This window comes from Vibrio sp. Vb1574 (assembly GCF_033338675.1).
The window spans coordinates 1-15,374 of record NZ_JAWOTC010000008.1 but is presented as its reverse complement, the minus strand read 5'-3'; the positions used below and the strand labels follow the sequence as shown (position 1 = coordinate 15,374).

Sequence of the window (15,374 nt, the reverse complement as noted above, 5' to 3'; positions counted from 1 at the left end):
TGTTTTTATATTGTTATTAAATCGACTCAGGGAGCGTAAAGTTATACAGCTCAGCAAGAGTGAATGGGTTTTTCTGTGTCAACGGAGTGATGCGTAAGCTCAAGTCCCTCCCTGACACTTTTATGTCACTGACAAAGCTGCCGTTATGAGTGTTTGTCAAGGTCGAGTCACCTAGCAATCTGTATATCGCCCATTGACCACTCTTATTTAAAACGTGCTGTCTGCCTTCATCGGTTACATCCTGGAGTGTGATACTAATATTGAAGTCACCATTTTGCGGTGGCCATGCCATTTCACGAATGCGGCTTGGACCGTGGTAGTAACTTATATTGGTATCTGCAATTTTTAAGCTCGCTCTAATCGCACTAGAATCAAGATCGAGTACTCTTGCACTAAACGGAATATGAACGCGGTTAGTGCTTTTATTAATTAATGTGTCTCGAATAACGTTATAGTTACGCAGTTGCACTAACAGAGCCGGAGAGATTGGCATCGTCTCGCCATCCACCTGTTTTGGCGTCCATAAATTGGTATCGTAGAACGGTGCAAAATTTTTCTGAATAAATGTGTCTAACAAACCACCGGAAGCAAACAGCAATTCAAAATCTTCAATTGAGATTTCCTCGGTCGCTGTTAGATCAAATGGGTATCGTCCTAGCCCTATCTCTTTAAACTTGGTGTAAATCTCGCTGTACCATTGGGTTTGAATGCCTTTAGCGGACTCTTTAATCATGACTGACCAGCTTTGTTGAACCACATCTAACAACCAGCTACGAACGGGTTCCGGTGATTTTTGGGCAATCTGTTTAAGTTTGATTAATGGGTCAGCTTCACTGCTGTTCATTCGATGCTGAGCTGCCGTTAGCGCCGCCATTTGCGGGTCAGGTGCATCAGCGATGTCTTTCATATATGTGCGAACACGGCTTAACGCTGTTACGGTCTCATCCCAAGGAGTAGGGGAGTTTGGTGTTTCACTGACCTGAAGTTGGTTTAATAAGTGAAAAGCTTGTTCAACACGTTTCATCAACAAGTAATCAGGCTTAACTACTTCCTCTACTGCGTCTGATGCGGAGTCTGCCGCTGCCACGAGTTTTGGGTCTAGCTTTGAAATCAGAGCATTTTTTTCACCAACGGGTGAAAATTGTGTGTTGGCATAGACCTGCTTCAGTACGGTTGTCATTGGTGAAGAAGGGCCCGAGATTAAGTCTATCGCGTTCGTTAGGTCGCCGACATTGTCATAGTTCTGGACTTTTAGTTCACTCAGCGCATTGCGCCAATTACTGATGTAGTCGTCAGTATATTTTTTACGTACTTCCTCTTTGAAGGCTTCTTGTTCTTCACTAGTAGGAATAACGTGTTGTGACAGACCTAAAACCCAGTTGTCACTGATGACTTGTTGTGACATTAGGTCCACGCGTGGTCGATAAAAAGTGCTAAAACCAGTGGAGGTATAGATCTTATCTACGATCAAGCGTTCACTATCTATTGGTGTGTTGAATACATTGCTAAACTCAAAACCCACAGCTCGTTGCAGATCTAGGGTTCCTAAATCAATCGAATTTGCTTCGTTTAAAATGCCTGCATAAACGAGATCAACATTCGAATTTGCTAGCAATGAGCGACGTGTTGCGCGAACAAGATCCATATTGATATCAATTGGCTCAAACTGCGTGCGAAAGTAAGCATCCAAATAGCGCATCGCTTGATTGACGACGTCACTTTGGTTGCTCAAATCGTTCATCATTTGGAGAGTTTGATGACGCAAAAAACGGATATCACGCTTTGTTGGATCGTTTAGCATTAGATACCCCTTCAATAGAGGTAAAGCGCGTGTAAAAGTGTTTTGATTTTGTGTCAGTTGTAGACGGTAGCCTTTCTCAATGAGAGGTATCAACTGTTGAGCAACGTCCTTAAGTAATGCTTCGTAAGCGATGCGAGTGCTTTGATCCAAACGGCTAATGTTGAGTGGTAATATCTCTTCATCCAAAGCCTTAGAACCTTTAAGCCACGCCCCATAAGAAGGCTCTATTGCTTTCGTCGCCTTCGCTAAAAGCTCATTGAATCTTGCATCTTGCTCCACTTGTGATTTGTCATCGATACTCAAGAGTTGATTCATCACGTGTAAGTTACTGTCTAATGTCGTGAAAAAGAAGTAACTGCCCCCAGTAAGCAGGATAATAGAGCCGAGTATTGCCAAACGGCTTTGTCTCTGAATTAGACGAAGATACGTCTTGTTTTCGCCCGCAAAGTCGCTTTCCGGCAATATTTGTGAATCAATCAGAAAGCGAGAGAAATAAGGCGTTTCTGTTAACTGAGTATGCTCTGACGCGATAATAGGTAAGTTGAAGTAATTACTACAACTTTTTGCAAGTAAATTGTACTTGCGACCGCCTTGCAGACTCGAACTAAAGAAAATCTCACGGATGTCTAGTGAATAGACACCGTTGTTAACATCACATAGACGCTCAAGCACATAGCTGACTTCAGACTGACATAGCTCAAACTGCTTAGGGAAAGCGAGTATTGCTTGTTTCTCATCAATGTCCGTTGAATTAGCGGATGCATCTAGCGCATTACTTTCAAGCACTCTCACTAGATTTCGATAGCTATCGCGGTAGTACTCTGCAAATACACCTTTGGCTTCTTTTAGTGGGATAGAGAGGAACTCAACACGTGTCTTGAGAGAGCTAAAGTGCATGTATTCTTTAAAGCCATCTAACTTGTCTAGCTTTGACATAATCAAATAGATTGGCAATGCTGAAGACGTTTTAGAGTTGATGGTACTCAAGCGCGCCAATAACGACGAAATGGTGTACTCTTTTTGCTCTGGCTCAGAGACGATCATGAACTCGAAATCGGTGAAGAATAGACACCCAGAAAATGGCTTTCGAGGTCGATGATGAATAACTTCTTCAATGAACGTATTCCATAAAGAAGCATCACTGCTTGATACTTCCTGGAACACTAAACGTTGGTCTGGTTTGATGTATACAGCGCTGTCAGATTCGTACCATTCAAAAAAGTCATTCTTAGCGGTTCTAGTGCGATCCATCGGTTTGATTGCACTAGAATTAAATAAAAATTGACGTCGCCCTGACCCTTTATTACCAAGCATCAGGTAAATTGGTTTCTTGCCTGAGTTAGCAAGAAGAGGCTGGATAACCATAGAAAGTGCTTCTTCCTCGGTTTCCAAATGTTGAGCTTTAGCGTTGTTCTTTTTCTTCAACCATAATGTGAATTGAAAAGTGACGTAAACAATGGCGATAGCACCAAGGGTCAGCCAAAGATAAAGTTGATCGATTTCGTCAAGAAAAAGCAGATAAATAGTGGTGATAATTGCAACCACTAAAAACATCAATATAGTAGAAATCACCACTGGATTTCTAAACAGTTTTTGTTTGAACATAAGCCTAAAACTTCTTTAATTGTATTGTTATTTATTGTCAGTTTTTTCAGCTTGTAGCTGACTCAATTTATATAGGTAGATGTTCAGTAAAAGGGTTGCGCGGTCAATTTCCTTTTGCTGTGAATACTTTTCAGCGTATTCAATACGACCTAAAAGCGGGAATAACGAGTTACTGTATTCGTACGCCTTTTCAGAGTTCTTATCTACATTCTGTCTAGCTACGTTGGCAAACACCGTTCTTGCGTCTGAGAATCGCTTATAAACATCCATAAACTGGTCTTCTAAATGGGCGCTCTGTGTCAAAAAGTTTTGACGTAGTTGCTGTGCAGAAGACGAATCCGGATAGATCGCGATTAATTCATTGGTCAAGCTATCGAGCTCGCTGACGTTACTTACTTTTGCCGAGTCTAAAAACCAGTTATTCATCATAATATCGACACGATTAATGGCCTGCGTTTTCAATGACTGAGCATATTTTTTATTTTCGTAATCTAACGAGGCGACCAAATTTACAAGTTCATTAAGTGAAGCTTGATTAATTTTTTGTTCCAATGTTCGATAACGTTGTTGCTCGTACATGAAATGTGAACATATCGCAGTAACAATCAAACCAATAACGAAGTAGATCATAAATCGACCAGACTTTGCCGGTGATGCTTTCTCTTGGCTATTTAGGTTGGGTGATGACACCGGTGCTGGAGAGGGAGACACATTCACTTTAATTTCAGGTGCCTTCTGCGTTGCTGCAGGAGCGCTAGTGTTGGCTTGTTTTTTCTCGCGTAACTCAGCCGCAATCTGTTGTTCTTTTATCTGCTCAATCCATTGATTCAAAATACGGCGAATGCGACCTAATGACGGCGCTTCAATACCGTAATGAAGACGAAGCTCTTCCTCAATCCTCAAGCATAATTGATGTGCTGCCTCTATCAATGGAAGCTCTTCTGGTAACGCCCGATGCTTATTAATTCGTTTTTCAGTATGCTCTACCATCCATTCAATAGCGCTCATTCGTGCCTTTGACTTTGAATGCTCTGGATACGCGTTGAACCAATATACGACACACACATCAAGTATTGAGTTTAACCCTTCAACAAGGCCTCTTAAGCCGTCGTTATAGGTTGATGCAACGGTAAAGTAACAGCAACAACGTAGGTCTTTCGCTTGGGTACTCAAGATCTTTTTTGAGAGTGTTTGAACCGTTTTCCACGAGACTCTCCCTGTGACTTTATTCAGGTTGTTTATTTGACGTTTAATTTCGTCAAAATCCTCAGAACCATTAGGATTAGAGCCGCTTGGGTTATTTTCATCGATTGGTCTTCGAGCGAAGTCGGTAAAAAACATAAGGAAAGTTCCAACTGATCATATAGAAGTATTAAGTTATATAGGATTTCACTACTGTTATATTAAATTATAAGCAGTGCACATCTGCCGCAATTCTATAGACAAAATAAGCGGATTAGATAATAAAAATTCATTAAAAGAAATTAAATTACTTTTAGTGTGATCTTTGTTCATAATATTAATATCAATAGTTAAGTCTATTTATAAGAAGAAACTTATATATGAAGATGAGAACGTTGATTAAAAAGTAACTAAATTGTTATCGGAGATTACGTTTTGTTCAATTAGCAATCAAATTCTGTTACTTCTATTTAAATAGAAAGATTTACTGTCTCGTCACTTAATCTGTAGTCGGTTCTTTAGTTTTTGTTTGTAGGTAAAACAACCAACCTGATAGTTGAAATGTATTAAATTATAGGTGTTTTTTTAGGCTTATTGAAAAAGAGAATATAATTGATATCTTTCGCCTCTAAGTAGAATATCGGTTTTCCTAGAGGGACGAAATGCTAAAACCAAGTCAAATTGGGCTGATTTCAGCCATGTGTCTATTTTCTTCTGTTGCAATGGCAAAAGGGGAGCGATATGGACTCTCTACCAGTATGTTGACTATCGATAGCATTAAATACGATGAAGGTAAAAGTGGTGAGCAGGATACGCTTAGGTTCGGCTTGGTTCATACTCGTCCTATTGATGAAAACAATAACCGTTGGCGTTGGTGGTTAGGGCTAAACTATCTAGCAGAAGATATTGAAGCGCCAGCAAACGGCTTATATCAAGAAGCGACGAACTATGAACTTCGTGTTGTTCCTCAATATGCGTTGACTTCTTGGAGTGTTTTCACGCCATATGTTGGTGCGGGCTTGTCTGTCGGTTACTCGCAATATTCTAATCGTTGGCAAGTAGACCAAGAGGGCTATCGTTATGAGAGTGTTGAAGATATCGACCAGTTTGAGTTAGGTGCGGTTGTGACCCTTGGTACTGCTATAAAGTTAGGCAGTAATCCTGACGCCCATATACAAATTATCCCGCAGGCCTCTTATATCCTTCCGGTTGTAAATGATGGAATTGGTGGGCTTGAACTATCAGTTTCTTTGCTCTTTTGAGGTTCGTAAATGTACTCAAATCAGCTAGTTTTATTTATCTCAAAGTGTCCAGAGGAATACACCGGTGCAAAGCATATTGAAATGCCTGAAAGTGGTGGTTCGATAGGTCGTTCCCCAAGCTGTAGCGTGTCTTTAGCCGATCACAACCGCTTTATATCGGGCACTCATTGTTTGCTCAGCGTGTATGGAGATACCTACTATATAAGTGACGTATCAACTAATGGCACAATGGTAAATGGGAATAAAATACTAAAAAATCAACCCGTTGCGATAGTTGATGGCGACATCATTTCTTTAGGGCAATATGAGATTGGTGTTTCTCTTGAGCACGTTACCTCAACACTAGACATCGCCGCTGATATTGCTCCTGAGCGAGTATCTAGCGATCCTCTGGTTAGTCTAGGAGATGCGGTTGTCGAAGAGGAAGAAAAAGTCGGTGCCTTAGAAGATTTGTTTATGGAGACTAAACAGGATGACATTGATTGTCATGATCCTGTTGCTCACCTTAACTTTTCGATGCAGCGAGATGACGATTACTTAATTCGTGATAATGAGCGTACAGAATCTGAACAACCTAGAACCGTGGAAAGCACGCGTCAGGTGGTCGATGACAGTTTCAGTATATATTCCGAATTCGATCAGCCAAGCCTAATCCCTGAAGACTGGATGGCTGCGGAAACCAAGAGTAACGCATCAGTCAATGATGCATTAGCGCCAGAAAGCGGTAAGGCACATAGAGCCGATATTGCCTCAGCTGAGGTGATGCAACCTGGCACGGTAGCCCCAGATAGCACGATTCAAAGACAACATCGTACGCCTAATGTTACTGAGATGGTCGTAGAGCAGGCTAACACAGGGTCAAAATGGGAAGAGATGACCCAATCTTTTACGCCTTCTCCTAACACTAATCAGCAACTTCAAATACCTACGGCAGAGCACGCGATAAACAGTACGACGAAAGCACAAGTCGATACTGATGCGGCCGTTTGCTCTCAAGATATAGCGCAAGCGTTTTTTGATGGTTTGGGTATTCGAAATCCAGAGTTGATGACAAACGAGGCGCAGTTATTCAAGCAAATGGGCACTTGCTTGCGTTTATGTATTGATAACCTACAGAAAGAGTTGCACGAAGTGGAATCGTTAAAGGATGAGCAGAGTGCGAGTGAGGCTAACTCGAACATTGCAGAGCTAATGCTCACTTTGAATAGTCAGCAATTACTGGCTCCAAATGAACTGGTTGAACAAATGCTCGATGAGCTGAACGACCACCAAGTTATGTTTAACAAAGCACTGAATGAGCTCGTTTTAGAACAGTCTGAAACGAACGATCCCGTAGCATTTGCTAACAGGGTCGCTAGCCAGTCTTTGTTCTCAACTAAGTCAAAGCTGTGGGCCGAATACCTAGATTTCTACACTAATAATCGTCGCCTGCTTAATGAAACATCCTTAAAAGGGCTGATTAAGAAAAACTATAACAAAGTGATTAAGGGAAACCATGCGTAGTATCGCCGTATTACTCGGATTTGCCATGTTGTCCGGTTGTTCCATGTGGGATCAATTTAAAGAGTCCACAGGTATCACACCAGAAACTTCGTCGATTGAATTGGTTATTGAGGCATCACCTGTACTCAATGTGAGAAATGGGGGCCAGTCATCTCCAGTTATTCTCCGTCTTCACGAATTAAGTTCGCCAGTATTGTTCCGAAGCTTAGATTTCTTTGCCTTGTTTGAGAGCGATAAAGCGTCGTTGGGTGATGAGTACATCAAACGTTACGAATATCAAATACAGCCAGGTGGAAAAGTTCATGAAATGCTAACGCTAGACCCTGACACTCGTGCCGTCGGTTTTTCAGTGGCTTTTCGTGATATTGATGGTTCGTCATGGCGAAAAGTGGAAGTTATTGAAGAGAAGAGCGAGTACTACATCAAGCTCAAGTTAGAGGGCAGTGAGTTAATTTCTGATAACACTCGCGGCATTGAACAGGTTTACTTTTAAGGGATAGAAACATGTCTTTATACAATCCAGTTGTTTGGCAAGATGGAATGTTCATGAAGCCGCAGCATTTTCAACAACTCGATCGTTCGCAAAGTAAACTATCGAGCCTACTGAGTGCCAATGCATCGCCTTTGCATTGGGGAATTAAACGTTTAGAAATCAACTCTCAGTTACTAGCACTGGGTAAAATCGGTATTACTCGTGCTGAAGGTATTTTACAAGACCGGACACCATTTGAGCTTCCGTTGCTTGCCGAGCTGCCTGAAGTGAAAGATGTAGATCCTTCTATTGCCGATAAAGTCGTTTATTTGTGCTGTCCGTTACCATCGGAACGTTCTGAGTTGTTTGGTACCAAAAAAGACGGTGCGCGCTATACGATGGAATCTCAAGAAGCGGTTGACGCTTGTTATGATTCGGAAGACATGGCAAATATCGTCGTCGGTAAGCTTAACTTTTGCTTAATGTACGATCATGAAGATAAGAGTGCTTACACGTCTATTCCGATCTTAAAGATCTCAGAAGTGAAGCCTGATGGCAGCGTGATCTTAGATGATAGTTTCATTCCTACCTGTATCGATATTCATGCGTCGACAGTACTGAGTAAATTTGCGACCGAGTTTGCTTCTATGTTGAAGCATCGCGCGGAATCGATAGTTCAGCGATTAGGGGTGGTGGATCAACAAGGTGTATCATCGGTTTCTGACTTTATGCTATTGCAAGCGCTCAACCGATACGAACCCTTGTTTTGGCATTTCGCCAGCACAGAAGCTGTGCATCCTGAGTCTTTGTATCGAATTCTTCTTCAGGCAGAAGGTGAGCTTTCGACGCTGTGCTCAACGACACGCCGACCTATTGAGTTTACGAAGTACAATCATGGTGATCTTACTAGCTGTCTTTCTCGCGTCCTAGACAGTGCGAAAATGACATTGAGCGTGATGTCTGAGCAAAGAGCAATTCCACTGACCTTAAAAGATCAGAACTATGGCATCAGAACGGCAGCAATCCCTGACAATAAGATCATCGATACGACGACCTTTATCCTCGCAGTTAAAGCTGACGTGACCTTGGATGTCCTGCATACCCAGTTTGTCAGCCAAACGAAGATCGGTTCTATCGATAACATACGTGACTTGATTAACCTTCAACTGCCTGGGATTGAGATCAAACCAATGCCAGTAGTGCCACGTGCGCTGCCGTATCACGCTGGCTACACCTATTTCGAGCTCGATAAAACGGGCGAAGAGTGGATGGCATTGAAGAACACTGCTGCGATTGCGATTCACGTTGCGGGCGATTTCGCTAACTTATCATTGCAACTTTGGGCCGTTCGTCTATGAGTTACGCAGAAACCGACGTCACCGTAGTCTTATTCCAACCAGAGCCTGGCAAACCAATGGAGGTAATGCCAGCGCCTGACTTGTCGAGAAACATCGCAGTACAAGATCTATCTATCGATAACATGGGTATTAACCCGCTAGTGGACCAGTTCTCATGGTTGATCGCCAGTCTGTCTTGTATGTCTTCGATCCCTTGGCTTGATGACCCGATGCCATTTCGTGAACAAGTGGCACGTGAGATTCGAAAAGGCGAACGAAAACTTAATGAAATGGAGCTCGATCGTGCTTCGGTTCTTGTAATTCGTTACTGCTTGTGTGCGGCGATTGATGAATCTGTTTGTCGGCAAGAATGGGGGGCAAATAGTCACTGGAGCCAGAACAGCTTACTGTCTGAATTCCATAATGAAACGTCTGGTGGTGATAAGTTCTTCGTTATTCTCGACCGCTTAAAAGCCGACCCTCGCAAATACCGTCACGTTATAGAGTTTCTCTATTTATTGCTTCAACTTGGTTTCCAAGGCAAGTACGGCCGTGAAGAGCGTGGCAACGAAAAGTTAGCGGAAATTGGCAGCACCATTTATCGATTAGTGCGAGATGACCGCCTAGCAGAACAAGAAAAAGTTTCTTTAATCAACCTTAAAGCTAAATATCTAAAGAAGCCGTTAAAAAGGGTAATTTCACCCAAGCTGATCTTAAGTCTTAGTGCGATGACGTTTGTGCTTATGTATGCGGCAACCTACATCGTCATAGACTTAAAATTTCAGCAACTGCTTGAAATGTATAGATAACCAGAGATCTAAAATGAGATCTTCTGCCAGTTTTAGGGCTTATTGTGAATATCACTGGTCTTTTAGTGAAATTCACTAGTTATTTAGAGAGATTGCAGTTTGCGATCTCTTTTATCATTCAATCAATAAAATTCAAATGGATTGGTTATGGGCGTAACAGTTGGTGCGAATGGACTTTCGATAGTTCATAAAGGCTCAGGTGGTGAAGCGAATGCAACGCTCCCAGATGTTTGTTTAACTAAGGTCGGCAAGCCAGTCGTCCCTATCCCTTATGGCAACAATGCTAAATCAGCAGACCTTGCTGGTGGGACTACGACAGTCTCTATGGATGGCGGTAACAGTGTCGCTATCAAGGGCAGTACGTTCTCAAAAAGTACCGGCGATGCGGGCGGTGACAGAAAAGGCGTTTCCTCTGGCACGATAGAAGCTGAAGCAAAATTCATTTCAGCCTCACCAACGGTTAAATTTGAAGGTAAGGGCGTATGTCGCCTGTCCGATCAAATGACCATGAACAAAGCCAACACCATGTGTTTGGGTGGGGCACAAAACCCATCGGTTTCTGTTACGGAAGATCAGGAAGGGACGTATACGTTGGATATAGAATGCAAATATCCAAATGGGCTCCCTTACTCTAATGCACAATTTTCTTTAGTCGAACCTTCAGGTGCTGTCATTGGGAGTGGAGCGCTGGATTCTAGCGGAAAAGCAACTGTTAATGGTCTCGCTCTAAAAGAATGCAAGTTAGTGCTCAGCGAAACTCAAGACTCTTATACGCCGAACCAATCTTTAGCTGAAAATATTGTGACGGAAACTTACCCTGATCCGAATGATTTTTGTACGTTTGTCGCAGGTCGCCGCTCGCCATTTTGGGAGGATCGTGTTGGGGTTGCTAATGACTGGGGGATATTGATGTCCCCATCCTTCAGTGATGATGACTTTAAAGATATTGTGTTAGAGCAAAGCCGTATATCGTCTCCTTATGCGATTAGTCAAAATCACTCTAAAGATTTTTCTGATGCTTATGTTTCGGCACTTTATCACATCCAAACTGATACTACTGCGCTAGAGAAATATGAACCTTTAGTTGAACTGCTCTTGGAGCAAGTGCACGAAAATGGCGATATATTGAGAGTCTTATATCAAGCTGATGTGTTTGAGCCTCCCTATGAATTATTAGCGAAGCTTCGCTTTTTAGGGACTGGGAATACTGTGAAGTATTTGCAGTTTGTTTTATGGACGTTGATAAACAATCAAATCTGTTCATACATCGATGAGCTAAACAGTGAAATCATCGGTCGTTTAGATTTCATACAAAGCCAAGCTTCTGCAAGGTCGTTGAGTTCTGTTGAAGAGGGTATAAACGGTTATAAAAAAGCACTTAACCACTTCAAACAAGCACTTCCTGACGTCATTAGCCAAATTTTCGAAACCAAAAATGACACCCTAATTTCTATATCGGCAATGGCCCTTGGGAGTACCGTTAACATAGCGAGCCAATCTAGCTTTGCTACTAATTTAGGTAGGGTTAATGCGGTGGTGTACACGAAGTCAAACAACTTGAACCGCCCATCATTTGTCACTTTTGACGATAACTTTTCTGACTAGGACATTTAAATCATGGATGCAGTTTTTCCGATAGCGCAACGAGAAGGTGACGCTTACTACACGCTCAGTGATTTTACGAAATTGTTTGATCAAGCTAAGAGCGGTCGTTATTTAATAGGACAAGGGTACGGTTGGCATAGTGGCATTCACTTAACATCAAAAATGTTACCGTGGGGGAAAGGGCTCAGACCTATTCAAGCGATGCTTGATGGAAAAATAGTGGCATTTCGCATAAATCCTGATTACCTAACATCAACGTACCAAGAGCAAGAGTTTAAGTATAGTAATAACTTTGTGCTTATCGAGCATGAGGCTGTAAACCCCGAAGATAATGAAGATGTATTTAAGTTCTATACACTTTATATGCACCTTGCGCCACCTTCAGATATTGGCGCCAATTCATCTATAACCACGCGTTACCGTTTACAAGAAGCGAGAAATGTACGCACTTTCAAACATAGTGATGTGCCTACTAATTCTGGTGAAAAAAAACAGTCGATGTCTAAAGGAACATTACTTGAATACCTGTATGCAGAAGAGAAGGAGACCCATCCATACCAGATCGACAAAAATACCTACAAAATGATAAAGTGCCGTGTGGTAGAGAATGGTAAATCGGCAAGTGGTAGCGAAAAAGCACTGTTAAACAAGATTGTTTGGTTTGCTTCGGGTCTCAATAGTGACTTTGACATTTTAGAAGATTCCTCTGCTGTCCTATCAGAACCAGTTTCAGAACCTAAATGGATGTCGGACAAGGCGGCAATGATTAGGGACGGTAGTGTGGTTTCTTTACTCCCACTCCTATTTAGAGAGGGGATAAAGGTTTCAGCTGGGGAAGATATCGGTTACATGGGACTGCATGAGTACAGTAACGATGCAATTGGAACTAAGAAAGAAGATAATCGTGTGCATATCGAGATGTTCTCTTTTGAGGAGCCGCCCGAATTTTTCAAAAAACAGATTTCTCCCAAAAATGCGGAAGAAAATCCACTTGTTGTTCTCGATGGGGCCGATAGTAGCGGTGCCGTTGATATGAGTAATTCGTTTATTCAGCAATTACTTGAATCTGTGACAGAAGATCAAGTAACGGACTTCTCCTCGTTCACTGCTCGCGATGCCAAAGTATACTTAGACGGTAAGCGTAAACACTTTGAGCGATTTATTGTGAAACATCCTACAGATTGGCATACAGAGTCGTCACAAAGTCTTTATGAATCAATCCATCAGACCGCAAAGGAAGCTCTAGATATTAAGTGCTCCGCTGGTTTTGTGACTATAGAGGACTACCGTAACTCCCCATGGCGCGATCAAGTGATGGATAGCTTTGATCTTTTCTCGCAATTCGAACTGGAAAGAGCAGATAAGTTCTCATGGATGCAAGATTTACATGGTGATTTGCAACTAAGCGATGATAAGAGCCTTTGGCATTATTGGCCTTTTACGCCTCATAGTTACGGTTTTAGTATCGATATTGAATATTTTATAACACAGTATAAGCTTAGGTTTCCTAAGCTACGTCAACCATTTATTTTCGGCTCTCGGTCAGAGGGAAACTTGAGGAATTTGTTAAAAGTTATAAACGAATACTATTCTGAATCTAGTAATGAATACAAGTTTGATGTTAGAAAAGTGGCGTATATGTTGGCTACGGCGCAACATGAAGCCTACCACTTTTTAAGTGGTGAATATTTTAGCTTAAAACCCGAAATAGGAAGCAAAGACTACTTTAATAAATATGATCCCGTTTTGGCGGATACAGATGAGTATCGAGAAAGGGCAAAACTAAATGGTAATTTAAAAGAAGGTGATGGATTTAAGTATCGAGGAAGAGGATATGTACATTTAACATGGAAAAATAATTATCAAAGAGCTAAGGATAAATTTGGTATTGACTTTGTTAACTCTCCTGATTTGGCAATGACGCTTCACAACTCTTTTATGATAATGTTGTGGGGGATGGAAGAAGGTATTTTTACTGGTAAGAGCTTAGATGACTACATTGGTAAAAATACAGATTACATAAATTCTAGAAAGATAATTAATGGTTCAGATCAAGCAGATTTGATAGCTTCTTATGCAAAAGAATTTGAAAGTATATTAGGTGATTCGATATGAAAAAATTATTTCTATTTGTGCTTTCCATAGCTATTTATGGTTGTGCTCATGCGAGCACAGTTTATAAAGAAGACGATGGTGACCTATTGATTTTAGATAAACCATACAATGATATTCTGAAAAATGGCTATTCAAGGAGTGTTGATCTTATTAAGTTTAACGGTCAACCTGCATTAGAACTAACCAATGTAAATGGTGTCAATGCTATATTTACTTTTAGTGAGCGTCAAGTTGATAAAATAAACTGCATTTATAATAATAGCCGAAACCCAATGAATGGCATACTAAATAGAAATGCAGTTTGTGGTCTTTTCATTGACATAGTTGATGCATTGGATAACTACTCTAATATTATTGATAAAGTAAGTGATAAAGAAAATAATTTTATATTCTCTGAAGATAAGCTGTCTGTCTTTGATAATGGTAGTGGGTTGGAAATAGAAAAGTATAAATTAAATTATTATTATGCAAATATCATTTATTATTCCTTGGATGATTTTATAAACTCTAGCCCTGTTGTTAAATTTGATATAAAAGGGCATCGTGGTAAATATAAATATTATTATTTTGTTTATGATGTTAATTACAAGTTGAATCACATTCTTTATCTTGAAAATTCATGGAATAAAATTAGTATTAATTGACAATATCACTCGAGATAGAGGGAGGTACATAGTTTTTTTTTAAAGATAAGCCTAGTACTTTCATTGAAAAATAGTCAAATTTTTTTACTTTACAATCGCCTAGCCCTTATGACACATTTATAAAAAAGCGCCGACAGGCGCTTTTTATTTACGTTTTAGTTAACCGTTAGAAAAGATGTAGACCAATCTTCGGAAGATTAGGCAAGCAATGCGTAGTATCTGGTCACAAGTTGGTATGAACTTGCCTTTTAGAAAACGCTAATAAAATCGCTAAACAGCTACATGATAATAGAACGACACCTAAGTTTTGTACTGTTCCAGCCATCGCTAATCCCGTCCCGATCATGATGTAGTACATGAGCCCAAATAAAGCGCCTGCGCTGCCAACCTGTTGTTTATAATTAACGAGTGCATCACTGAGTATGTTGGGTATCGCAATCCCGTAAGACATGACGACTAACACCATTGGAGCAACAAACCAGATTGATTGGTTCAGAATCAACACACCGACTGATCCAACGCTAATCAATATTGCTGAGAACCAAAGTAGCTGGCTTTTTTGAACATTTTTGGACACTAGGGATTTGTTTAAATAACTCCCAAGCAGAGTGCCTAACCCCAGTACCATGCCACTGTATCCAAATTGTTCGGAGTTATACCCAAGTGCTGAGAAAGTAAATGCGCCAAGCTGGTAATAAGAAAATAGAGCAATGTTATACAAAGCAACCAATAATCCTGAGCGCCAAATTCGCGCGTCTCTTACCATTTTCCAGCTAAGTTGATGCAACCGTACTGGTGTCTGTTCCTTCTGTGTTTCAGGAAGCTTAATAACGTTATAAGCGAGCAATACTAACGCGATTAAAAACAAGGCAAAAAACACATAACGGTATCCACCAAGCGCTGTAAGCTGCCCGCCTAATAGCATGCCAACTACCGGGCTGATTGATATACCCATCCCCATTAAGCGTAAGCGTTCACCGAGGTATCTTGACTTACCAGATCTGAAGAAACATATGCAGTTTATAGATCAAAAACGTTT

The 15,374-nt window shown here is 41.0% G+C and carries 9 protein-coding genes and 2 pseudogenes; 8 read left to right on the top strand and 3 right to left on the bottom strand.

All coding sequences use genetic code 11. The features are described from left to right. Window positions 1-16 precede the first annotated feature (16 nt). A complete protein-coding gene (gene tssM / locus R7O12_RS08100) occupies window positions 17-3,406 on the bottom strand; it encodes a type VI secretion system membrane subunit TssM (RefSeq protein ID WP_318125740.1) in 3,390 nt (1,129 codons plus the stop codon). A 27-nt stretch (window positions 3,407-3,433) separates the two neighbouring features. Then, window positions 3,434-4,747 carry a type VI secretion system ImpA family N-terminal domain-containing protein gene (locus R7O12_RS08095; protein ID WP_005386112.1) on the bottom strand — a complete coding sequence of 438 codons (1,314 nt, stop codon included), beginning with the start codon at window positions 4,745-4,747 and terminating at the stop codon, window positions 3,434-3,436. Between the two features lie 503 nt (window positions 4,748-5,250). On the opposite strand from R7O12_RS08095, the gene R7O12_RS08090 reads away from it, so the two are divergent. From R7O12_RS08090 to R7O12_RS08055, 8 genes and pseudogenes are all read left to right on the top strand, one after another. Then, window positions 5,251-5,850, top strand: a complete 600-nt coding sequence (locus tag R7O12_RS08090) for a hypothetical protein (protein ID WP_017633753.1) — start codon at window positions 5,251-5,253, stop codon at window positions 5,848-5,850. Between the two features lie 9 nt (window positions 5,851-5,859). Beyond that, complete coding sequence (locus R7O12_RS08085) at window positions 5,860-7,353, top strand: type VI secretion system-associated FHA domain protein (RefSeq protein WP_047101282.1); 1,494 nt, start codon at window positions 5,860-5,862, stop codon at window positions 7,351-7,353. Next, window positions 7,346-7,846 (top strand): type VI secretion system lipoprotein TssJ, encoded by a 501-nt coding sequence (tssJ, locus tag R7O12_RS08080; protein WP_005386118.1) that lies wholly within the window; start codon window positions 7,346-7,348, stop codon window positions 7,844-7,846. Before R7O12_RS08085 ends, tssJ begins: the two co-directional genes overlap by 8 nt. An 11-nt stretch (window positions 7,847-7,857) precedes the next feature. After that, window positions 7,858-9,183, top strand: a complete 1,326-nt coding sequence (gene tssK, locus R7O12_RS08075) for a type VI secretion system baseplate subunit TssK (RefSeq protein WP_005373357.1) — start codon at window positions 7,858-7,860, stop codon at window positions 9,181-9,183. Continuing rightward, a complete protein-coding gene (gene icmH, locus R7O12_RS08070; protein WP_258453783.1) occupies window positions 9,180-9,971 on the top strand; it encodes a type IVB secretion system protein IcmH/DotU in 792 nt (263 codons plus the stop codon). The genes tssK and icmH overlap by 4 nt, the downstream gene beginning before the upstream one ends. A gap of 147 nt (window positions 9,972-10,118) precedes the next feature. Beyond that, window positions 10,119-10,686: pseudogene (locus R7O12_RS27285) on the top strand (DUF4150 domain-containing protein); the annotation flags it as partial. Between the two features lie 902 nt (window positions 10,687-11,588). Beyond that, a complete protein-coding gene (locus tag R7O12_RS08060; RefSeq protein ID WP_238959077.1) occupies window positions 11,589-13,691 on the top strand; it encodes a hypothetical protein in 2,103 nt (700 codons plus the stop codon). Next, window positions 13,688-14,335 (top strand): hypothetical protein, encoded by a 648-nt coding sequence (locus tag R7O12_RS08055; protein ID WP_318125739.1) that lies wholly within the window; start codon window positions 13,688-13,690, stop codon window positions 14,333-14,335. Before R7O12_RS08060 ends, R7O12_RS08055 begins: the two co-directional genes overlap by 4 nt. A gap of 223 nt (window positions 14,336-14,558) precedes the next feature. On the opposite strand, the pseudogene R7O12_RS08050 reads toward R7O12_RS08055, so the two are convergent. Continuing rightward, a pseudogene (locus R7O12_RS08050) lies at window positions 14,559-15,317 on the bottom strand (MFS transporter); the annotation flags it as partial. Window positions 15,318-15,374: the final 57 nt, after the last annotated feature.